Genomic DNA, 21,058 nt, shown 5'->3' on the forward strand with positions numbered 1-21,058 from the left:
CACCGAGTCAGCGCGTCCGTGGCGATGAGTGATCCGTCACGGACGCTTCGGTGACGGCCATCCCATCGACGGTGCGGGCGAGGTTCGTCGGGGCGTGGTCCAGAGGGGCGCCCAGCGCCAGGGAGACGTCGCGGGCGGCGGTGACGACCTCGTCGGCGAGGTGCTTGTCGTCCGGGTCGACCTCGAACGTCAGGCCCGAGATGGAGATGCCGCCCATCACCGTGCCCGTGTGGTCGAACACCGGGGCGCCGACGCAGCGGATGCCGGCCTCGTTCTCCTCGTCGTCGACCGCGTAGCCCCGGCGGCGTATCTCCGCCAGGTGGTCCAGCAGCGCCTGCGACTCGGTGATCGTGTGGTCGGTGCGGCGGCCGAGCCCGGTGCGGGAGGTGATCGAGGCGACCTCCCCGTCGCGCAGCTGGGCCAGGAGCGCCTTGCCGATCGAGGTGGAGTGCAGCGGCATGCTCATGCCGACCCGTGAGGCCATCTGGTACGGGCGCAGGCCTTCGACCTTGCGTACGTAGACGGCCTCGTCGCCGCTGCGGACCGCGAAGTGCACGGTGAAGCCCGTACGGTCGCGCAGGCGCTGCAGGGCCGTGTCGGCGTGCTGCGCCGGGTCGAAGCGGCTCATCACCTTGCCGGCCAGCGTCAGGATGCGCGGGCCCGGTACGTACCCGCCGCTCCCGTCGGCGCGGGCGAAACCCCACCCGACGAGTGACTGCAGGATGCGGTGGACCGTCGACTTCGGCAGCCCCGTGCCGGTCGCGATGTCGGTCACCCGCCGGTGCTCGGCGAGTGCTTCGAGCACCATGAGCGCCTTGTCGATGGAACCGCCGCCGGTCGAGGTCACCACACGCTGAGCCTATCCCCGTGGCCGACCGCGAAACCGGGCAGCTCACCGGCGCGTACGGATCGCCGGGGCCGCCCCGGTCCCGCAGGCCGTGCGGCCTGCTCCGGCGAGCAGCCGGAGGTCAGCACCAGAAGGCCGTCATGCGCCAGCGGCCGTGGTCGCACTCGAGCTCGTACGTGCGCTCCGGGGTGTCGGAGGATCGGGCCCGTACCTGCCAGAGCTGGGTGTCGACGCCGTCCTGTGGGCGGCGGAAGGCGAGCATCTTGAGGAAGGTGATGACCTCGTAGTCACAGTCGTCCTGACGGAAGCAGGCCGGACTGTCGCCGCGAATCTTGACCTGGACCGGTTGATCGCACGTTCGCCGCTTCATGTCTTGATTGTATCGAACACAGGTTCGAACGGCACGCATCTCCGGCCTCAGCGCGAACAGGTTTCCCTGCCCGCCAGGGACGGCCGTAACCCGCCTTTGCCGAGACTTTGCTGGAACATGACTATGGGATGTTTCATTACGGTGAAATCCGCCGTGACCAGCGGATTCATCCATTGCGTGATGGTGCGGATCGGCCTAGTCTCCCCCCAGCGCTCGCGGTCCACGCCTGTCCGCGGCGAGCGGTCGCGGCTGTCCGGAGGAGGCCGTGAGCGCCTCGTGGACGACACCCGAAGAGACCCTTGCTTATGGAGGCGGCATGGCGACCACCACGACCGGCGCAGTCGGTTCGGGGAGACATCTGCGCCGAGATGTCGGATTTTGGGGACTCATGTTCGTGTCCCTGGGTTCGATCATCGGGTCGGGTTGGCTGCTCGGCGCGCTGACGGCGGCGAAGCTCGCCGGACCCGCGTCCCTGCTGTCCTGGGTGCTCGCCGCGATCATGCTGACCCTGCTCGCCCTGGTGCACGCCGAGCTCGGCGCGGCCTACCCCGTCGCGGGCGGCACCGCGCGGTTCCCGGCCTTCGCCTTCGGGCCGCTGGCCGGTTTCGCCGCGGGGTGGATGGCCTGGCTGCAGGCGGTGTCACTCGCCCCGATCGAGGTCGAGGCGACGCTGTCGTACTCCGATCACATCGGCTGGATCCACCGGAACTTCCCGCTGCTGCGCACCGACGGCACCCTCACCGGCACCGGGCTGATCGTCGCCAGCGTCTTCATGCTGATCTTCATCGTGATCAACATCGTCGGCGTCAAGCTCCTGTCGGAGTCCAACTCGATCACGGTGATCTGGAAGACGGCGATCCCGCTGCTCACGATCGTCGTCCTGTTGCTGCTGACGTTCCACGCCGGCAACTTCTCGGCCGGCGGCGGGTTCGCGCCGTTCGGCGCGCACGGCGTCTTCGCCGCTCTTCCCGCCGGTGTGGTCTTCGCCCTCCAGGGCTTCGAACAGGCGATCCAGCTCGCCGGTGAGGCCAAGAACCCGCAGCGGGACGTCTCCCGCGCGGTCATCACCGCCACCGCGATCGGCACGATCGTCTACATCCTGCTGGAGATCACCTTCATCGGCGCCCTCGACCCGGCCAACCTCGCGCACGGCTGGGCCAACCCGATCGGCAAGGGCGACTTCGGCCCGTACGCGACGCTCGCAACCGGAGCCGGTGTCGCCTGGCTGGCGTGGATGCTCTACGCCGACGCCGTGATCTCGCCGGCGGGCACCGGCCTGGTCTACATCGCGACCTCCTCCCGCCTGTCCTACGCGCTGGGCCGGGAGAAGGCGCTGCCCAGGCAGGTCGCCCAGGTCAGCAAGAAGGGCGTGCCGCTCGTCTCGATCATCATCGCGTTCGTCGTCGGCGAGCTCTGCTTCCTGCCGTTCCCGAGCTGGAGCAAGCTCGTCGCCCTGGTCACCGAGGCCACCGCGATCATGTACGCGTTCGCGCCGATCGCCATCACCGCGCTGCGCCTGCGCGACCCGGACCGGCACCGGCCGTACCGCCTGCCCGCCTTCAAGGTGCTCGCGCCGGTCTCCTTCGTCGCGGGCAACCTCGTCATCTACTGGTCGACCTTCCAGGCCGAGTGGAAGCTCGGGGTGGCGTCTCTCCTGGGCCTGGTCATCTTCGCGATCAACCGGCTGAGGCTGCCCGCCGGCGAGCGCGTGCCGCTCAACATGAAGTCCTCGGCCTGGATCTGGCCGTGGTTCGGCGTGATGGTCATCATCGGCGCCCTCGGCCGGTACGGCGGCAGCAACACGATCCCCAACTGGTGGGACATCGTGATCGTCGGCGTCTGGGCGCTGGTCGTCTACTACGTCGCGGTGCGGCTCGCGGTCTCCGGCGCCGAGGTCAAGGCCGCCGTGGAGGCGGAGGAGGCCGAACTCAGGGCGGCCCCCACCCTCAACCTCGCCGACTGACGGTGATGGCTGACCCGGCCGGGCCGAGCCGGGTCAGCGGGACGTCAGGACAGCAGCCGCAGCCGGACCGTGGTGGGCAGGTCGCGGAGCTGGCCGATCACGTCGGAGGTGTACTGGCTGCCGATGTCGGTGATCACGTACCCGAGGTCGCCGCGGGTGCCGAGCAGCTGGCCCTCGATGTTGACCTCGTGGTCGGCGAGCACGCTGTTGATCGTCGCCAGCACGCCGGGCGTGTTGCGGTGCAGGTGGGTCAGGCGGTGCCCGCCGTCCTGCGAGGTCAGCGAGACCGGCGGCAGGTTCACGCTGAGCGAGGTGTTGCCGGTGGAGACGAAGTCGTGCAGCTTGCCGGCCACGAACTGGCCGATGTCCTGCTGCGCCTCTTCGGTCGACCCGCCGATGTGCGGGGTCATGATCACGTTGGGCAGCCCGCGCAGCTCGGAGACGAACTCGTCGCCGCGCGCCCTGGGCTCGTTGGGGAACACGTCGATGGCCGCGCCCGCCAGGTGCCCGGACTCGATGTGGCTCCGCAGCGCCTGGTGGTCGACGACGAAGCCGCGCGAGAGGTTGAGGAACAGGCTGCCGGGGCGCATCCGCGCGAACTCGGCCTCGCCGAACAGGCCGCTGTTGCCCGGCCGGCCGTCGACGTGGAGCGTCACGACGTCGACCGTGGCGAGCAGCTCCTCCATGCTGGAGCAGCGGCGCGCGTTGCCCAGGGCGAGCTTGTCGGCGGTGTCGTAGAAGAACACGGACATGCCGAGGTTCTCGGCGAGCACCGAGAGCTGGCTGCCGATGTTGCCGTACCCGATGATGCCCAGGCGCCGCCCGCGTACCTCGTGGCTGCCCTCGGCGGACTTGTCCCACACGCCGGCGTGCATCCCGGTGTTCTTGTCGACGAGGCGGCGGGTCAGCGCGATGATCTCGGCGATGACCAGCTCGACCACGCTGCGGGTGTTGGAGAACGGGGCGTTGAAGACGGCGACGCCGCGCTCGGAGGCGGACGCCAGATCGATCTGGTTCGTGCCGATGCAGAACGCGCCGACCGCGAGCAGGTCGGGCGCGGCGGCCAGCACGGCGTCGGTGACGGTCGTCTTGGAGCGGATGCCGAGCAGATCGACACCGGCGATGCGGGCGATCAGCTCGTCCTCGTCGAGCGCGCGAGCGACGGTCTCGACGGCGTAGCCGTTCTTCTCCAGACCGGCGACCGCGTCGGGATGAATGTTCTCCAACAGCAGTGCGCGGCGGGGTGCACTAGCGGGGCTCACCTGGAAGGTCCTCCTACCGGATTCGGTCGGTTTTCATGGTATGTGAGGCCGCCGCTCCGGTACGCCACCGCTGCGGTCAGCGCTTACGAGCGTACTGGGCGGGGGAGATGCCCAGCGTGCGGGTGAAGTCGCGGGTGAAGTGGGACTGGTCCGCGTAGCCCAGTTCGGCGGCCAGCGCGGCCCAGTCGGCGCCGGGTCCGGCCGCCGCGCGCTCGGCCGCCTCCTGCATCCGGTGCCGCCGGATCACCCATTTCGGGCCGACACCGACGTACTCGGCGAAGATCCGCTGGAGCCGCCGCGGCCCGATTCCCAGGGCCGCCGCCAGGTCCGCCACGCGCAGCAGGGCCGGATCGGCGGCGATGCGGTCCACGATGGCGGCGACTTCGGCGATCATCGGGTCCGGCCGTTCCGGCAGGCGGGAGCGCAGCAGATCCTCGGCCATGGCGACGGCCCGGTCCCGGTCGGGCTCGGCGATGATCGCGTCCGCGGCGGCGCGCGCGGTGGGGCCGAAGATCTCCTCGACCGGTGTGAACCGGTCGGTGAGGCCGGACACCGGCCCGTCGAGGAAGGGCCGGAACCCGCCCGGCCGGAAGCAGACCCCGACGACACGCCCCCGGCCCGCGATCGTCTCGCTGAACACGTCGCGGACGACCCCGACGACCCGCGCCCTCCCTCCGGTCGTGAAGGTCAGGTTGACCGCCGGGCGGGTGAGGACCCGTTGCCGGTGGGGCTCGCGTTCCCGCAGGTCCCAGGTGAGGATCCAGAGGTAGTCGGCGACCGCCGCCAGGTCCGGCGAGGGCGCCCGCCGCTCGATCGCGAAGCGTTCGAGCGCCGTGCGACGCCGGAGGATGCCGCGCCCGCCGCCGTACGCCCCTTCGGCCATGGGAGCAGTGTCGCATTTGTTCAAGACCGGCCCGCCGGAGCGCCACTACGGTGGCGTACCGGTCATCGCCGACCGTGAGATCGGAGGAGAGAGGTCATGGAGTTGCGGCCGCTGATGGTACGTGCCGTCGAGACGGCGAACGCGGTGCTCCTGGGGATCGGGCCGGAGATGATGGACCGGCCCACACCGTGCCCGGAGTTCGACGTGCGCACCCTGCTCGGCCACCTGTCGGGCTGGATGACGGAACCGGCGCGCGGGGCGGCGCTCAAACGGCCGAGCACCGGCGCCCCCGACGAGGACTTCCAGCCCGAGCCCGGCTGGGCGGAGAGCCTCGCCGAACGGACCCGCGCGACCGCCGAGGCCTGGTCCGAGCCGGCCGCCTGGAAGGGCACCGCCACGCTGTCCGGAGAGATGCAGATGCCCGCCGAGACGATCGGCGGGCTGGTGTTCGCCGAGTTCCTGCTGCACGGCTGGGACCTGGCCAAGGCGACCGGCCAGGAGTACGCCCCCGACGACGACCTGGCCGAGGCGCTGTTCGGCCAGGTGTCGTCGATGGCGGACATGGGCCGCCGGTACGGGGCGTTCGGACCGGAGGTACCGGTTTCCGCGTCGGCCTCGCCCACCGACCGTGCGCTGGGTCTCGCCGGGCGTGACCCCGGCTGGCGGCCCTGAACGCGGACGGACAAGGTTCCCGGGCGGTCGCTCAGCCGCTCAGGCGCGCGAGCGGGCCTTGCGGGCGCGGCGCTTCGTGGCCTTGATCCGGCCGCCGGACTTGGCGCCCGTGGACTGGCGCTTGCCCGCGGCGTACGCGAGGGCGGCCGTCATGGCCAGGACGACGAGCGGCAGAATCGGACGGCGCGAACGCGAGAATCCCATCGTGGCACTCCTAGGTACGGTCACCGCTCCGAGCGGGCGGTGGTGGGTGTGATGAACCCGGTATGCCCGGACATCGGTCACGACCAGATCGTGCTCGCGTCAAGTTCTGGACCGTCGATGATCGAGCGGGTTTGACGTGGGTGCCGGCGTCGGGCGCCGGCACGGGCGCTCGCGCCGGGTCAGTGCTCGTCCCAGTGACCGCTGTGCGCGGCGTGCCGGTGCCCGTCGTGGATGTAGTCGACGTGGTCGCCGTGCGGGACGGCGACGTGCCCGCAGCCCTCCCGGTGCTGGTGCTCGTGGTGGTCGTGCTCGCTGTGGCCGCTGGGCTCGCACTCCTCGCAGTGCCCCTCGCGCATGGCGTCCAGGTGGCCCTCGTGGGCGTAGTCGACGTGGTCGCCGTGCGGGACCGCCACGTGGCCGCAGGCCGGCCCGTGCGCGTGGCCGTCGTGGTGCGACATGGTTCCCCCTTGTTGTCCCCTTGTGACTGATATTCCCGAATTCACGCGGACGGACCCGCCGCACTAGGTTGATCATCGGTTCCGCGAGGGAAGGAGTCCAAGGTGCGGGTGGGTCTGGCACTGAGCCAGTACGGGGCGTTCGCGCGGCGCGAGGCGGTCATCGAGGTGGCCCGGGCCGCCGAGGATCTCGGCTTCGACGGCCTGTGGACCGGCGACCGCATCCTCGACCCGGTGAACCCGCGCGACCGCTACCCCGGCACCGCCGACGGGCGGATGCCGGCCGAGTACACCACCTTCCTCGACCCGCTGACCGTGCTCACCGCCGCCGCCGCGGTCACCGAGCGCGTCCGGCTCGGCACCAGCACGCTGAACGCTCCCTGGTACTCCCCGGTGCTGCTCGCGCGGACCCTCACGAGCCTCGACGTGCTCAGCGAGGGCCGCCTCGACGTGGGCCTCGGCCTGGGCTGGTCCTCGGACGAGTACGCGGCGGCGGGCGTGCCGTGGGCCGGGCGCGGAGCGCGGCTGGAGGAGATCATCGACGTCCTGGAGCGGATCTGGACGGACGACCCCGTCACGTACGAGAGCGGGTCCTTCTCCGTGCCGGCGTCGCGCATCGAGCCGAAGCCGGTCCAGCGCCCCCGCCCGCCGATCTACCTGGGCGGATACTCTTCGGCGGCGCTCGACCGCATCGGCCGCCGCGCCGACGGCTGGCTGGCCGCGGGCGTGCCGCTCCCGGTGCTGACCCCGATGTGGGACGCCGTACGCCGTGCGGCCGAGAAGGCCGGCCGCGACCCGGACTCGCTGCGGATGATGCTCCGCATGAACCCGCGGATCACCGACGAGCCGGCCGCCGCCGACCTCGTGCCGCGGGCCGGCACCATCGAGCAGATCGCCGAGTACGCCCGGTCGACCGGCGCGTACGAGGTCTTCGCCGACTTCCAGCAGACGACCGCGGACCTGCCCCGGATGCTCGACCTCGCCGCGCGTTTCCGCGAGGCCATGGCCTGATCAGAGTTCCGCCAGGACGGGGTCGGGCGTGCGGCTCACCGGGAGCCCGGCCCGGCCGGCGAACCGCCCGAACCGGATGGCGTCGCGTACGGCCGCACCGCCGGGGTCGTTGTTGAAGTAGACGTAGGCGTCGTCCGGCCACGCGTCGCCGATGCGCCCGGCCCAGGCGCGCAGCGCCTGGTCGCCGTAGCTCGGCCACGGCCTCGCCGCCCCCTCGTGGAACCGCACGTACCCCCAGCCGGCCGTCCGCCACAGCGGCGTGAGCGGCCGGCCGAGCCGGTCGGCCCAGCAGAGGGCGGCGCCGCGCTCGGTCAGCAGGTCCCGTACCTCGTCGGTCCACCAGGAGTCGTGACGCGGCTCGACCGCGACCCGTACGCCCGCCGGAAACGCCCGCAGGCAGCGGTCGAGCCGCTCGGGCTCGGCTCGCAGCGTGGGCGGGAGCTGGACCAGGATCGGCCCGAGCCGGTCGCCGAGGCCCCGCACGGAGTTCATCAGGCGCGCGACGGGTTCCTCGGGGTCGACGAGCCGCTTGATGTGGGTGAGGTAGCGCGAGGCCTTGACCGCCATCACGAACCCCTCGGGCGTCCGGCCGCGCCACCGTTCGAACAGCTCGGGGGCGGGCAGCCGGTAGAAGGCGTTGTTGTTCTCCACCGTGCCGAACCCGGCGGCGTAGGTCTCCAGCCAGCGGTTCTGCGCCAGACCGGGCGGATACAGCAGCCCCCGCCAGTCCTTGTACTGCCAGCCGGACGTGCCAACGAGGATCGGCATGTCGCCTACATACCCCTGGCGGGCGAAGTACGCCCGCGGGTCTCTCAGAGACCGCCCGGGATTCCTGCCCTGGCCTTCCTGGCGGGCGGTCCCGGCTTCACGACCGGTCGCGGCCGACCCGCGCGACCAGACGCCGCAGGGCGTTCTCGGTGATGGCGAAGTGTTCGCCGGCGATCTCGGCGGCGCGTTCCGCGTCGCCTGCGAGCACTGCCTCGCCCAGGTCGCGGTGGTGCGGTCTGGCCTCTTCGTAGATCTCCCAGGTGTACGGCTCCTCCGATACTCCCAGGCTCACCTCCGACAGCAGGAGCTGGTGCAGACGTACGAGGCGTGCGTTGTGCGTCGCGCGGGCGATCACCAGGTGCAACTCGGTGTCGTGGCGCCGGGCCTCGGCCGGGTTCGCCGACGCCTCGAAGGCGGTCAGCGCCGCGCGGATGGCCGTGCGGTCGGCGTCGTCGGCGCGCTGGGCGGCGGTGCGGGCGATCAGGCTCTCGATCAACCGCCGGTAGTCGAACAGGGCCTCGAAGTCCTCCCACTGCGCGAGCAGCGCCTCCCGCACCGAGTTCTCGCTGATCTCGGCCCATTCGGCGCGGACGAACGCGCCGCCGCCCCGGCCCCTTCGCACCTCGATCAGGCCGGCCTCGGCCAGCCGCCGCAGGGCGGCGCGTACGCTCTCGCGGCTCACCTCGAGCAGGGCCGCCAGCTCACGCTCGCTCGGCAGCCGGTCGCCCAGGCTGAACTCGCCGAGCGCGATGGCCGTCGAGAGCCGGTGGGCGACCTGCTCCCCGGTCGTCGCGGCCCGTAGCGGGCCCAGCGGTGGCGGTTCCTCGACCAATGCGCACCCCGAAAGTCACCAGGTAAAGGTCTGGAATCTAGACCTTTACCCTCTTATGCTGCGTTGAACGTGATCCCCAACTCTAGGAGGGTCTGCCGGTGAACGAGGGATACGCCGACTTTCGCGGTTACCGGACGTGGTACCGCGTGACCGGGGATCCGCACGCGGACAAGGCGCCCCTCGTGGTCCTGCACGGCGGGCCCGGCTGCACGCACGACTATCTCGACTCCCTGACCGAGCTGGCCGGCACCGGACGGGCGGTCGTCCACTACGACCAGCTCGGCAACGGCCGGTCCACGCACCTGCGCGACAAGGGCGCCGACTTCTGGAACGTCGAGCTGTTCGTGAAGGAGCTGGACAACCTCATCGCCCATCTCGGCATCGGTGACCGCTACCACGTGCTGGGCCAGTCGTGGGGTGGCATGCTCGGCGCCGAGCACGCCGTGACCAGGCCCGCTGGGCTGCGGTCGCTGGTCATCGCGGACTCGCCGGCGTCGATGGAGCTGTGGCTCGCCGCGGCCGGCGAGCTGCGCGCACGGCTCCCGGCCGACGTGCAGGCGACGCTGCTCCGCCACGAGGAGGCCGGCACCACCGACTCGGAGGAGTACACCCGGGCCACCCGTGTCTTCTACGACCGCCACGTCTGCCGCATCCCCTGGCCCGAGGAGGTCGCGCGGACATTCGCGGCGATGGACGAGGACCCGACCGTCTACCACACGATGAACGGGCCGAGTGAGTTCCACGTGGTCGGGACGCTGAAGGACTGGACCGTCATCGACCGGCTCGACCGCATCGCCGTGCCCACCCTGCTGATCTCCGGAAGGTATGACGAGGCCACTCCCGAGGTCGTCCGGCCGTACGCCGACGGCATCGCCGACGTCCGGTGGCAGATCTTCGAAGATTCCAGCCACATGCCGCACGTGGAGGAGAAGGACGCCTGTCTCAAGGCCGTCGCCGCCTTCCTCGACCAGCACGACTGAGCCCGACGAGCCGCGCGAGCGGCACGACCGAGAGGCCCCCGCCCCATGTCCTCAGAGACCCTCCGCTCCTTCGGGTACGAGCAGGAGCTGAAACGCTCCCTCAGCCTGGCCGACCTGATGATCTACGGCCTGGTGTTCATGGTTCCGATCGCGCCGTTCGCCATCTTCGGCGTGGTCTTCAACGGCGCCAAGGGTATGGTGCCGCTCACGTACGTCATCGGGCTCGTAGCGATGCTGTTCACCGCGCTGAGCTACCGCGAGATGTCGCGGGCCTTCCCGATCGCCGGCTCGGTGTACTCCTACGCGGGCCGCGGCATCAACGACAAGGTCGGCTTCCTGGCCGGCTGGGCGATCCTGCTCGACTACCTGCTGGTCCCCACCCTGCTGTACGTCGTCAGCGCCGCGGCGCTGACCTCGCTGCTGCCGGGCGTGCCGCAATGGATCTGGATCGTGGCGTTCGTCCTGGTCAACACGGTCGTCAACTACCTCGGCATCGAGTCGACGGCGCGGCTCAACCGGCTGTTCCTGCTGCTGGAGATGATCGTGCTGGCGCTCTTCGTGGCGTTCGGCATCGCGGCGGTCGCGGCGCACAAGAACGGCGCGCACTTCTCGTTCGATCCGCTGCTCAAGCCGCACCTCGTCACGCCCGGCCTGATCTTCGGGGCGCTGTCCATCGCGGTGCTGAGCTTCCTCGGCTTCGACGGCATCTCGACGCTGTCGGAGGAGGTCAAGGACGGCGACCGGCGGCTCGTCGGCCGGGCCACGGTGCTGTCGCTGTGCGCGGTGGCCTTGCTGTTCATCGTCCAGACGTACGTGGCGTGCCTGCTGGTGCCGCACCAGACCTCGTTCGCCGACGGCGACCCGACCAACACCGCGTTCTACGACATCGCCAAGACGGCGAGTGGCGCCTGGCTCAAGACGACCGTCGCAGTCGCCTCGGCGCTGGCCGCGGGCGTCGCCAACTCCCTCGTCGCGCAGGCCGCCACCTCGCGCCTGCTCTACAGCATGGCGCGCGACCGCAAGCTGCCCGCCTTCCTCGCGCACGTCCACCCCACGAGGAAGATCCCCGAGCGCGCCATCCTGTTCGTCTCGGGGCTGTCGCTGATTCTCGGGCTGACGTTCGTGGGTCAGGTGGACCTGCTGTCGTCGCTGGTCAACTTCGGCGCGCTGTTCTCCTTCCTGCTGCTGCACGTCTCCGTGTTCGTGCACTTCGTGCTCAGGAACAGGAGCCGCCGCTGGCACCTGCACCTGGTCGCCCCCGCCGTCGGCTTCGTGATCATCGGCTACGTCCTGGTCAACGCGGACACGCGCGCCAAGATCGGCGGGATCATCTGGCTGGCCGTCGGCGCGGTCCTGCTCGTCTTCTACCGGCTGACCGGCCGGGGCACCGAGCTCTCCCTGGAGGACTGACCATGCACATCAAGCGGACCGAGACGCACACCGCCTGGGACCGTGCGCTGGCCCCGATCGCGACCGTCGCGCCCGGCGACGAGATCACCGTCGAGACCGCCGACGCGAGCGGCGGCCAGCTCACCGCCGGCTCGACCGCCGCCGACGTGCCCGGCCTGGACTTCACCCGCGTCAACCCGGTCACCGGCCCGTTCGCGGTCGAGGGCGCGCGGCCGGGCGACGCGCTCGTGGTCGACATCCTCGACGTGGAGGTCGGCTCCTGGGGCTGGACCGCCTGCATCCCGGGCTTCGGCCTGCTCGCCGAGGACTTTCCCGATCCCCACCTGCGCGTCTCCACCATCGCGGCCGGCCGCGCCGAACTGCTGCCCGGCGTCTCGGTGCCGGTCGTGCCGATGATCGGCACCATCGGTGTGGCCCCGACCGAGCCCGGACCGCATCCGATGGTGCCGCCGAGCCGTTGGGGCGGCAACCTCGACGTGCGCCACATCGGTCCCGGGGCGCGGCTCGTGCTACCGGTCGGCGTCGAGGGCGCGCTGCTCTCCCTCGGCGACGCGCACGCCGCGATGGGCGACGGCGAGGTGAGCGGCACGGGCGTGGAGACCGACGCGACCGTACGGCTGCGGATCGGCCTGCGCCGCGACGCGGCGCCGGGGACACCGGTCATCGAGACGCATCCGCGCACGCACCGCACCGGCGCGGCGCTCGCGACGACCGGCGTCGGGCCCGACCTCATGGCCGCGGCCGTGGAGGCCACCCGCGCGCTCGTGGCGGAGATCGCCGACCGCGCCGGGCTGGACCCGGCCGACGCGTACCTGCTGGCCAGTGTCGCCGCCGACTTGAAGATCTCTGAGGTCGTGGACGCGCCGAACTGGGTGGTGTCGGCGCATCTGGAGCTCGCCCACCTGGGCTGAGGGTTCAGCCGAGGTGGAGCGTCACCGACGCCTCCGTCTTCTCCTGGACCACGCTGTAGCCCGTGTCGCGCAGCAGCGCGGTGAACCGGTCGCGCGGCCCGCCGTCCGGCACCTCGACGCGTGCCCGCGCCGCCGGGGAGTAGCGCCGGCGGATGGTCGTCCCGTCGTACTGGTACAGCCCCCACTGCGCCCACGGCACGTCCGGCGCCGGGTCCTCGTGCTGCATCCAGGCCATCCAGACGTCGCCGTGGACGTACCAGCAGTGGATCGCGCCCTTCCGCCAGGCGCCCCGGTGACGGATCCAGACCCAGGGGTTGCGAGCCTCGACCCGATGAGAGCCGGACGGATAGTGATCAAGCTGACGGGCATCGTGCATGATCAGGCATTCTCGAACACAAGTTCGAATGATCGCAAGTACGCCCTGGTCAAGGATTGATCCGTGTCGTTCGACGGATCGAAGTGCCGATCGGCGCGCGTCCTCCGCGGTTCCACCGGCCTTTCGGAACGGCCGCGGCGAACCGGCGCGGCGACCGTGACGGGTGGGCCGAACGCGCGGCCGGCGTCGCGCCTACGGGCCCGTCGCCCTGCCGTTCACCGCGAGGACGGCGGCCGCGCACGCGGCGCCGACCTCCTCGATCGTGGGCGCCGGAACGTCCTCACGCGCCGGTTCCGGACGCAGGTCCGCCGACTCGCCGATCAGCGTCACGCCGCTGTCCAGCAGGTCGGCGACGTCCTCGGCGCTCCAGTCCGCGACGCGCGACCGCCAGTGCGCCGGGATCGCGATGCGCGGCCCGCGCTCGGCGCGCGGCTGGAAGCCGTCGGTCAGCACGGCCTCCCGCAGCCGCCGTGCCCGGTCCGAGGGCCAGCCGGCCGACGCCAGCGCGGCGTTGAGCGAGGTCAGGACCACGGCCTCGGGCGCGGTCAGCCCGGTGTGCACGGGCCGGCCGGCGTCGTCCGTACGGAACGTGAAACCGGGCACGCCGATCGCCTCGGCGAAGCGCGTCCACAGCAGCTCCGGCGGACGGCCGGGGCTGGTCACCACGCGCACGCGGGACTCGCCCACCTCGCGCGCCCAGCGCCGTACGAGACGGCCGATCGCGAACGCCCGCCACAGGTGCAGGCCGGCGTCTTCCTCGATCCGCGCCGCCGGCATGCGGCGCTGCTCTCCCAGCATGTCGAGGTACCGCTCGAACCCCAGGCGCCGGCCGTTGCGCACGTGTTGCTGCCACAGCGACGGCAGCGTCCGGCTCAGGCTCCGCGCGGTCACCACGATCTCGACGTCGCTCACGGCCAGCCGGTCGAGCAGCGTGCGGATCGCCGGCGTGCGGATCACCGAGAGCGCCTCCGCGGACAGCAGCACCGTCCCCTTCGTGCGGGCGACCTGGCGTTCGAGGGTCTTCCACGCGCCCTTCTCCGCCGCGGCCCGCTGCTCGGACACCCAGGGATACTCCGGCCCGAGCAGGCCGTAGGAGGCCCACTCGTGGTTCTCCGTACGGCGCCGTCGCCGGCCCGCGGGCGCCACCGGGTAGACGACACCCGCCTCGGCCAGCTCGCTGGCGCCGCTCGCGATGAGCTCCTGGAGGTAGGTCGTGCCGGACTTCTGCAGGCCTATGTGCAAGATCAAGCGGGATGCCATCGGCCACCGTTCGCCGCAAAGGAATGGTCAAGGGATGGCAAACGACCCTAGACGTCGCGCGATCGGTCGCCGTTGCCGTGCCGGAATCACCGGGTGAACAGCTCATGACCAGAACCGGACGCCGGGATGAGAGTTCGCTCGACGTCGTTCGCGTGTCTCCTGGTGAGAGAGAGGAGGCCGCCGATGATCCGTGAGAACCCGCCGGTGCTGTTCCGCGCGGCCCACGTGCTCACGCTCGACGGACCGGAGGCGGAGGCGCTCGCCGTGGACGGCGACCGGATCCGCGCGGTCGGAGACCTGGCCACGCTGCGCTCGCGCTTCCCCGGCGCCCGCGAGGTCGACCTCGGCGCGTCCACGGTCGTCCCCGGCCTGCACGACGCCCACGTCCATCTCGTGAACACCGCCGACGACCTGCTGCACCTGGACCTGTCGGCGGCGGCGGTGAGCGGGGTGAAGGACCTGCTGAACCGCGTCGGCGCGCGGGCGCGGACGACCGAGGCCGGGGCCTGGATCCGCGGCGGCCGGTACGACGACGCCAAGACCGGGCCGCTCACGCGCTGGGACCTGGACCGGGTCGCGCCGGCCAACCCGGTGATCGTCGTGCAGGTCGCCGGGCACTGGGGCGTCGTGAACTCCCGCGCGCTGGACGCGCTGGGCATCGGCGAGACCTCGCCGCCTCCGGCCGGCGGCCGGTACGGCCGCTCCCCGGACGGACGCCTGGACGGGCGGCTGATCGAACGCGCGCTGATGAACGTCGTCTATCCGGGGACGGCGCGAGGCGGTGCGGCACTGCCCGCCGCCTCGCCGGAGGACCGCCTGCGCGGCCTGGAGCGCGCCGTCGGGCGGTGGCACGCCGCGGGCCTCACCTCGATCTGCGACGCGCTGGTCGCGCCGTCGGACGTGGACCTGCTGCGACGGGCGCGGGAGCGCGGCCTGCTGACGCTGCGGGTCGGCATGCTGCTGTCCATCGACCACTACGACCGGGCGCGCGCCCTGGGCGTCGGGAGCGGCTTCGGCGACGACTTCCTGCGCTTCGTGGGGGTGAAGGCGTTCGCGGACGGCGCGATCGGCGGCCGTACGTGCCTGCTGTCCGAGCCGTACGCCGACGGCGGCGGCCACGGCATGCAGACGACCTCGACGGAGGAGCTGTTCGAGGCGGTGGCGACGGTGCACCGGAACGGCGACCGGATCGGCGTGCACGCGAACGGCGACGCGGCGATCCGCCTGGTCCTGGACGCCTTCGCCGCCGCGCGGCGGGACTTCCCCCGGCCGGGCCTGCGGCACCGCGTCGAGCACTGCTCGGTCGTGGACGAGGAGATCCTCCTGCGGATGAAGGAGCTGGAGGCCGTCGCCGTCCCCTTCGCGGGCTACGTCGCGTACCACGGGGACGCGCTGAACCGCTGGTACGGGCCGTCACGCACCGAGCGAATGTTCGCGCACCGGTCCTTCCTGGACGCGGGCGTGACCGTGGCGGGCTCCTCGGACCACCCGTGCGGCCCGTACGAGCCGCTGGTGGGCATCCAGTCGATGGTGACGCGGGAGGGCCTGGACGACGGGGCCCCGGTCGGCGTCTCGCAGCGGGTGAGCGTGGAGGAGGCGCTGCGCGTCTACACGATCGGCTCCGCCGAAGCGGACGGCGTGGCCTCCACCCGCGGGCGCCTGGCGCCCGGGTACGCGGCCGACTTCGTGGTCCTGGGTGAGAACCCGCTGACCGCCGACCCGCACGGCATCGCGTCCATCCCGGTACACGCCACGTACGTCGCAGGCCGACGCGTCCACGGTTGACGGGTCCACGGTTGACGGGTCCACGGTTGACGGGTCAGCCGACGAGTTCCAGGGCGAGGGTCAGGCCGGCGGCGTGGCGTTCCTCGGGGGTGGTGTCGGTCTCCTGGAGCGCGAACATCGCGGCATTGATCGAGGCCAGGGCCATCACGCACTTGAGCTGGGCAAGGGCCGGAGCGTCGCGGTCGGTCAGCAGGCGGACCATCGTGCGCATCCGCTCCTGGAGCTGCTCGCCCACGGCCAGCTCGCGCATCGAGCGCACGTCCTGGAGCAGCCGCCGCATGCCCGGCGGGCTGTCGTGCGCCAGGCGGGCGTAGCGCTGCACCAGCTCCCTGCGGGTCTCCGGGGTGCGGGGCCGTTCGCGGAACCAGGCGATGGTCGCGTCGATGTCGGCGATGAGGCCGTCGAAGAGGCTGACGACGATGTCCTCTTTGCTGTTGAAGTGGTAGTAGAGCGCCGCCTTCGTCACGTGGAGACGCTCGGCGATCTGCCGCAGCGAGGTCTTCTCATAGCCGTGCTCGGCGAACAACTCCAGAGCGGTTGCCTGGATCCGCTCGCGAGTGTCGCTCCGGCGCTCGCCCATCGCCCGCCTCACCTGCCTTACTTGACGCCCGGTTAGTTGGTAGCTTACCGTACGGCAAGTAAGATTGCTATTTGGTGGAACGGGGTACCTCATGTCGTTTCGGGGAGGGGTGGACCAATGACGGTCACGGACACAGCGGAGGTGGCTCCGCCGGGTACTGCGGCACCCCCGAGGAGCACGCGATCGATCTACATCGCGATGGTCGGCCTCATGCTCGGCATGTTCCTGGCCATGCTCGACAACCTCATCGTCGGCACGGCCCTGCCGACCATCGTCGGGGACCTCGGCGGCCTCGCCCATCTCTCCTGGGTCGTCACGGCCTACGCGCTCGCCACGGCGGCGGCGACGCCCATCTGGGGCAAGCTCGGTGACCTGTACGGCCGCAAGGGCATGTTCATGTCCTCGATCGTCGTGTTCCTGGCGGGCTCCGCGCTCTCGGGCCTGTCGCAGAACATGGACGAGCTCATCGGTTTCCGCGCGCTGCAGGGCCTGGGCGCCGGCGGTCTGATGGTCGGCGCGATGGCGATCATCGGTGACCTGGTCCCGCCGCGCGAACGTGGCCGCTTCCAGGCGCTGATCGGCGGCATGATGCCGGTGGCGTTCGTCGGCGGCCCGCTGCTCGGCGGATTCCTGACCGACCACCTCAGCTGGCGCTGGGCCTTCTATGTGAACCTGCCGCTGGGCGCCGCCGCGCTGCTGGTGACCGGCCTGGGCATGCGTCTGCACACCCAGCACATCAGGGCCAAGATCGACTTCATCGGGGCATTCCTGCTGACCGTCGGTGTCGTGGCGCTCACCCTCGTCGCGAGCTGGGGCGGCACGGAGTACCCCTGGGGTTCCTGGCAGATCATCGGGCTCGCGGTCATCGCCGTCGTCGGGCTGGTGCTCTTCGTGTACGCCGAGAGCAAGGTGTCGGAGCCGATCCTGCCGCCGCGCCTGTTCCGCAGCCGCAACTTCACCGTCGCGCAGATCCTCAGCTTCCTGGTCGGCGCCGCGATGTTCGGCGCGGTCAACTTCCTCCCGCAGTACATGCAGTACGTCCGGGGCGCCTCGGCCACGGCGAGCGGCCTGCTGCTCCTGCCGCTGATGTTCGGCATGCTCGTCGTGATGCTGACCACCGGCCAACTCATCACCCGCAACGGCCGCTACCGGATCTACCCGATCATCGGTGGCGCGCTCCTGACCGCCGGCATGCTCATCCTCCTCCTGCTGAAGGTGGACACCAGCACGGCGGCGAGCTCCGCGCTGACCGTCGGGGTCGGCCTGGGCATGGGCTTCATCATGCAGAACACGATGCTCGTCACCCAGAACAGCGTCGAACTGCGTGACATGGGCGCGGCCAGCGGCTCGGTCACCCTCTTCCGTACGATCGGCGGCTCGCTCGGCGTCGCGCTGCTCGGCTCGATCTACACGAACCGCCTTGAGCACACCCTGACCGATCAGCTCGGCTCCAAGTCCGGCGGCTCGCTGACCGCCGGCGGCGTCAACCTGTCTCCCGCGGCCCTGCACAAGCTGCCGCAGATGGTGCAGGACGCGTTCAACCTGGGCGTTACGAACGGCGTGCACGGAGTGGTCGTCGGCGGGGCCGTGCTGGCGTTCGCCGGGTTCCTGGTCGCCTGGCTGATCCGCGAGGTGCCGCTGCGCGGAAGCGGCCCGGCGGCCGCCCCCGCCGCCCCGGCGGCTCCGGCCGCCGCCTCGGCCGCGCCCGCGGCTCCGGTCGCGCCGGATGCTCCGGTCGCCTCGGCGGCCGGGCCCGCGCCGGGCGCACACGCTCGGGGCGGGGGCCGTCACGCGGCCCCGGCGAGCGGCAGCGTGATCCACGGTTTCGTCGGCAGCCCCGACGGCGTCCCGTCGACCCGGGCGGTGCTCACGCTGATCGACATCCAGGGCCGCCAGCTCGGCCGCACCTCCGCGGGAGCGGACGGCCGGTACGAGCTGACCACGCCGGGGCCGGGGACGTACGTCCTGGTCGCGTCGGCCGAGGGCCACGAGCCCCAGGCGAGCACGCTGGTGGTCGGTAACCGGCCGGTGGAGTTCGACCCGGTCCTGGAGGGCTCGGCCGGGCTGACCGGCCTGGTCCGCGACGCGAACGGCGAGCCGGTCGCGGACGCCCGGGTGGTCGTGGCCGACCTGCACGGCGAGGTCCTGGCGACCGGCACCACGGGCGCCGACGGCGGATACTCCTTCTCCGGGCTGCCCTCCGGCACCTACACACTGGCGGTCAGCGCGGCGGCGCACCGCCCGGCCGCGGTCCCGGTCGAGCTGGACGGCGCGCGCACCCACAAGGAGATCGAACTGCCCGCGGGCGCCCGCATCGGCGGCACGGTCCAGGCGGAGGGCCGCGGCCCGCTGTCCGACGCCCGGGTCACGCTGGTGGACGCGCAGGGCAACGTCGTGGGCGTCACGACCACCGGCCCGGACGGCACGTACACCTTCGGCGACCTGTCCAGCGGCCAGTACACGGTCACGGCCTCCGGCTACCCGCCGGTCGCCTCCGCCGTGGTGCTGAACGGCAAGGACGAGGAGGCGCACGACGTCTACCTGAGCCACGAGCCGACCATCTGACCCGGACGCGTCCGGCCTGACTCACGGGCGACCGCCGTCGACGGCGGTCGCCCGTCGCGTTTCAGGAAAGGTCGGACAGGTCGAGGACGAAGCGGTAGCGGACGTCGCGTCTCGGACGGTAGGTGGGCGCTCGGTCAGGGGGCGACGGCCTGGGCGACGCACTCGCGCAGGAGGGCCCGGCGGCGGTCGTGGTCGGTGGCGGGCTCATCCGCGGTGGCGGTGTAGAAGCCGCTGGCCGGGGACCAGGCGCAGGCCATGGCGATGACCAGGGCGATCAGGTCGAGGGGGTCGCCCTGGCGGAGCCGTCCGGCGGCCTGGGCGGCGGCGATGGCGGTGAGTTTCGGTTCGTCGTCGGGGGCGTCGGTGAGGCGTCCTGCCGGACGTCGTTCCAGTCGCAGCCAGGCCATGAGGCGGACCAGTTCGGGATGGCGCAGGTTCTCGTCGTACATCCCCACGGCCCAGCCGGGCAGGTCGTCGGCGTCGAACGCGACGGCGCTCATGAGCCGGTCGGCGTGGTCGGCGATCACCGCGTCGAACAAGCCGTCCTTACTGCCGAAGTAGCCGTACACCTGGGCTTTGTTGGTGCGGGCGGTGGCGGTGATGCGGTCGATCCTGGCGCCGGCGATCCCCCGCTGTGCGAACTCCTCGGTGGCCGCGTCCAGAATCCGGCGCCTGGTCGCGGCGCCCTTCGGCGTGGTCGGCAGTTCGGGCATGACCGCAGCCTAACAGACAGACTAGTTGGTTTGCTTCGTGGTCGACTGCGCTCTACGCTGAAAACAGACCGAATAGTCTGTTTGGAGGCTTCATGCGTACCACCACCGGCTGGATGACCGCTGAGGGCACCACCGCGCTGCGGCGCGTCCGGATCGAGCGCCGCGACCTGCGCGACGACGACCTCGCGGTCCGCGTCGACTACTGCGGCGTGTGCCACAGCGACCTGCACCGGATCGGCGGCCTTCTCGGCGAGGGCGCTCTGGTCCCCGGCCACGAGTTCACCGGTACGGTCACCGCCGTCGGTGCCGCGGTGACCGCGTTCTCGGTGGGTGACCGGGTCGCGGTCGGGACCGTCGTCGACTCGTGCGGGGTTTGCGAGATGTGCCGGATCGGACAGGAGAACTACTGCTACGAGGGCCCCGTCACCACCTACGGCGGGACCGACCGCGTCGACGGCACCAGGACCCAGGGCGGCTACAGCCGCGAGTACGTGGTGCGCGACCGGTTCGCCTACCACCTTCCGGACGGGCTCGACCAGGCCGCCGCCGCCCCGTTGATGTGCGCCGGGATCACCGTCTGGGAGCCCCTGCGCGCGGCCGGGATCGGGCCCGGGAGCCGGGTCGCCGTGGCCGGCCTCGGCGGGCTGGGGCACCTGGGGGTGAAGCTGGCCGCCGAGCTGGGCGCCGAGGTCACCGTCCTCAGCCGCACGCCCGCCAAAGCCGATGACGCCCACAAGCTCGGAGCGGCCGACACCCTGGTGACCACCGATGACCGGCAGACCCGGCGGGCGCGCGGCCGGTTCGACCTCATCCTGGACACCATCCCCGTCGCGCACGACCTGTCCCCGCTGCTGCGCATGGCGGCCCTGGACGGCACCCTCGCCCTGCTCGGCTATCCCCTGGAGCAGGCGGTCCGGATCCTCGACCTGGTCCAGGGCCGCAAGAGGCTGACCTCCTCGGGCACCGGCGGCCGCCGCCGCACCGCCGAGCTGCTGGACTTCTGCGCCGACCACGCCATCGCGGCCGACGTCGAGGTACTGCCCTCGGCGCGCGTCCAGGAGGCACTCGACCGCCTCGGCGGCGGCGATGTCCGCTACCGCTTCGTGCTCGACCTGTCCGACCTCGACCGGCCCGCCGACTCATGACCCCCGGCCGCACGACAGGCCCGGCCGGCGGCGCCGCGCGGCGCGAACGAGGTGTTCCAGATCGGC

21 protein-coding genes are annotated in these 21,058 nt (G+C 71.6%); 9 read left to right on the forward strand and 12 right to left on the reverse strand.

The genetic code is table 11. The features are described from left to right. Positions 1 to 7: 7 nt before the first annotated feature. Both OG417_RS10595 and OG417_RS10600 read right to left on the reverse strand, forming a co-directional pair. Positions 8 to 850 (reverse strand): IclR family transcriptional regulator, encoded by an 843-nt coding sequence (locus OG417_RS10595; protein ID WP_329253394.1) that lies wholly within the window; start codon positions 848 to 850, stop codon positions 8 to 10. Positions 851 to 968: 118 nt separating this feature from the next. Further along, positions 969 to 1,217, reverse strand: coding sequence for a hypothetical protein (locus OG417_RS10600; protein ID WP_329253397.1), 249 nt, complete (start codon positions 1,215 to 1,217; stop codon positions 969 to 971). Positions 1,218 to 1,533: 316 nt separating this feature from the next. Here OG417_RS10600 and OG417_RS10605 point away from each other — a divergent pair, with 316 nt between their 5' ends. After that, entirely contained in the window at positions 1,534 to 3,180 is a 1,647-nt protein-coding gene (locus tag OG417_RS10605) for an APC family permease (protein ID WP_329253400.1), read from the forward strand. Positions 3,181 to 3,224: 44 nt separating this feature from the next. On the opposite strand, the gene serA is transcribed toward OG417_RS10605, so the two are convergent. Together serA and OG417_RS10615 are read right to left on the reverse strand one after the other, a co-directional pair. Beyond that, a complete protein-coding gene (gene serA / locus OG417_RS10610) occupies positions 3,225 to 4,442 on the reverse strand; it encodes a phosphoglycerate dehydrogenase (RefSeq protein ID WP_329253403.1) in 1,218 nt (405 codons plus the stop codon). A gap of 76 nt (positions 4,443 to 4,518) precedes the next feature. Next, complete coding sequence (locus OG417_RS10615) at positions 4,519 to 5,325, reverse strand: helix-turn-helix domain-containing protein (RefSeq protein WP_329253406.1); 807 nt, start codon at positions 5,323 to 5,325, stop codon at positions 4,519 to 4,521. A 96-nt stretch (positions 5,326 to 5,421) separates the two neighbouring features. On the opposite strand from OG417_RS10615, the gene OG417_RS10620 reads away from it, so the two are divergent. Next, entirely contained in the window at positions 5,422 to 5,997 is a 576-nt protein-coding gene (locus OG417_RS10620; protein ID WP_329253408.1) for a TIGR03086 family metal-binding protein, read from the forward strand. A 39-nt stretch (positions 5,998 to 6,036) separates the two neighbouring features. Here OG417_RS10620 and OG417_RS10625 read toward each other — a convergent pair whose 3' ends face one another. Then, positions 6,037 to 6,201 (reverse strand): hypothetical protein, encoded by a 165-nt coding sequence (locus OG417_RS10625; RefSeq protein WP_329253413.1) that lies wholly within the window; start codon positions 6,199 to 6,201, stop codon positions 6,037 to 6,039. 179 nt (positions 6,202 to 6,380) lie between these two features. After that, the gene (locus tag OG417_RS10630; RefSeq protein ID WP_329253416.1) at positions 6,381 to 6,659 is read right to left on the reverse strand and encodes a hypothetical protein; all 279 of its coding nucleotides are present in this window, start codon (positions 6,657 to 6,659) and stop codon (positions 6,381 to 6,383) included. A 102-nt stretch (positions 6,660 to 6,761) separates the two neighbouring features. Here OG417_RS10630 and OG417_RS10635 point away from each other — a divergent pair, with 102 nt between their 5' ends. Continuing rightward, the gene (locus OG417_RS10635) at positions 6,762 to 7,667 is read left to right on the forward strand and encodes a TIGR03619 family F420-dependent LLM class oxidoreductase (RefSeq protein WP_329253418.1); all 906 of its coding nucleotides are present in this window, start codon (positions 6,762 to 6,764) and stop codon (positions 7,665 to 7,667) included. On the opposite strand, the gene OG417_RS10640 is transcribed toward OG417_RS10635, so the two are convergent. Beyond that, positions 7,668 to 8,435, reverse strand: a complete 768-nt coding sequence (locus OG417_RS10640) for a DUF72 domain-containing protein (RefSeq protein ID WP_329253420.1) — start codon at positions 8,433 to 8,435, stop codon at positions 7,668 to 7,670. It abuts the gene before it with no gap. A gap of 97 nt (positions 8,436 to 8,532) precedes the next feature. Beyond that, entirely contained in the window at positions 8,533 to 9,267 is a 735-nt protein-coding gene (locus OG417_RS10645; RefSeq protein ID WP_329253422.1) for a FadR/GntR family transcriptional regulator, read from the reverse strand. 98 nt (positions 9,268 to 9,365) lie between these two features. Between OG417_RS10645 and OG417_RS10650 the strand changes: the two genes are divergently transcribed. The 3 genes from OG417_RS10650 to OG417_RS10660 are packed head-to-tail and all read left to right on the forward strand — an operon-like array spanning position 9,366 to position 12,568. After that, positions 9,366 to 10,247, forward strand: a complete 882-nt coding sequence (locus OG417_RS10650) for a proline iminopeptidase-family hydrolase (RefSeq protein ID WP_329253425.1) — start codon at positions 9,366 to 9,368, stop codon at positions 10,245 to 10,247. Positions 10,248 to 10,292: 45 nt separating this feature from the next. After that, a complete protein-coding gene (locus tag OG417_RS10655) occupies positions 10,293 to 11,657 on the forward strand; it encodes an APC family permease (protein WP_329253428.1) in 1,365 nt (454 codons plus the stop codon). 2 nt (positions 11,658 to 11,659) lie between these two features. Then, positions 11,660 to 12,568, forward strand: a complete 909-nt coding sequence (locus OG417_RS10660; RefSeq protein WP_329253431.1) for an acetamidase/formamidase family protein — start codon at positions 11,660 to 11,662, stop codon at positions 12,566 to 12,568. Positions 12,569 to 12,572: 4 nt separating this feature from the next. Here the strand turns inward: OG417_RS10660 and OG417_RS10665 are convergent, their stop codons facing one another. Beyond that, positions 12,573 to 12,944 (reverse strand): hypothetical protein, encoded by a 372-nt coding sequence (locus OG417_RS10665; protein ID WP_329253434.1) that lies wholly within the window; start codon positions 12,942 to 12,944, stop codon positions 12,573 to 12,575. Between the two features lie 192 nt (positions 12,945 to 13,136). Next, positions 13,137 to 14,192 (reverse strand): hypothetical protein, encoded by a 1,056-nt coding sequence (locus OG417_RS10670; protein WP_329253437.1) that lies wholly within the window; start codon positions 14,190 to 14,192, stop codon positions 13,137 to 13,139. 195 nt (positions 14,193 to 14,387) lie between these two features. Between OG417_RS10670 and OG417_RS10675 the strand changes: the two genes are divergently transcribed. Further along, entirely contained in the window at positions 14,388 to 15,989 is a 1,602-nt protein-coding gene (locus OG417_RS10675; protein WP_329253440.1) for an amidohydrolase, read from the forward strand. Positions 15,990 to 16,023: 34 nt separating this feature from the next. On the opposite strand, the gene OG417_RS10680 is transcribed toward OG417_RS10675, so the two are convergent. Beyond that, entirely contained in the window at positions 16,024 to 16,569 is a 546-nt protein-coding gene (locus OG417_RS10680; protein ID WP_329253443.1) for a TetR/AcrR family transcriptional regulator, read from the reverse strand. A gap of 117 nt (positions 16,570 to 16,686) precedes the next feature. Here OG417_RS10680 and OG417_RS10685 point away from each other — a divergent pair, with 117 nt between their 5' ends. Next, entirely contained in the window at positions 16,687 to 19,134 is a 2,448-nt protein-coding gene (locus OG417_RS10685; RefSeq protein WP_329253446.1) for an MFS transporter, read from the forward strand. A gap of 134 nt (positions 19,135 to 19,268) precedes the next feature. On the opposite strand, the gene OG417_RS10690 is transcribed toward OG417_RS10685, so the two are convergent. Then, the gene (locus OG417_RS10690) at positions 19,269 to 19,847 is read right to left on the reverse strand and encodes a TetR family transcriptional regulator (RefSeq protein ID WP_329253450.1); all 579 of its coding nucleotides are present in this window, start codon (positions 19,845 to 19,847) and stop codon (positions 19,269 to 19,271) included. Between the two features lie 92 nt (positions 19,848 to 19,939). Here OG417_RS10690 and OG417_RS10695 point away from each other — a divergent pair, with 92 nt between their 5' ends. Further along, positions 19,940 to 20,992, forward strand: coding sequence for an NAD(P)-dependent alcohol dehydrogenase (locus OG417_RS10695; RefSeq protein ID WP_329253453.1), 1,053 nt, complete (start codon positions 19,940 to 19,942; stop codon positions 20,990 to 20,992). Positions 20,993 to 21,058 lie beyond the last annotated feature (66 nt).

The organism is Actinoallomurus sp. NBC_01490, assembly GCF_036227085.1.
In the GTDB taxonomy this organism is placed as follows: domain Bacteria; phylum Actinomycetota; class Actinomycetes; order Streptosporangiales; family Streptosporangiaceae; genus Actinoallomurus; species Actinoallomurus oryzae.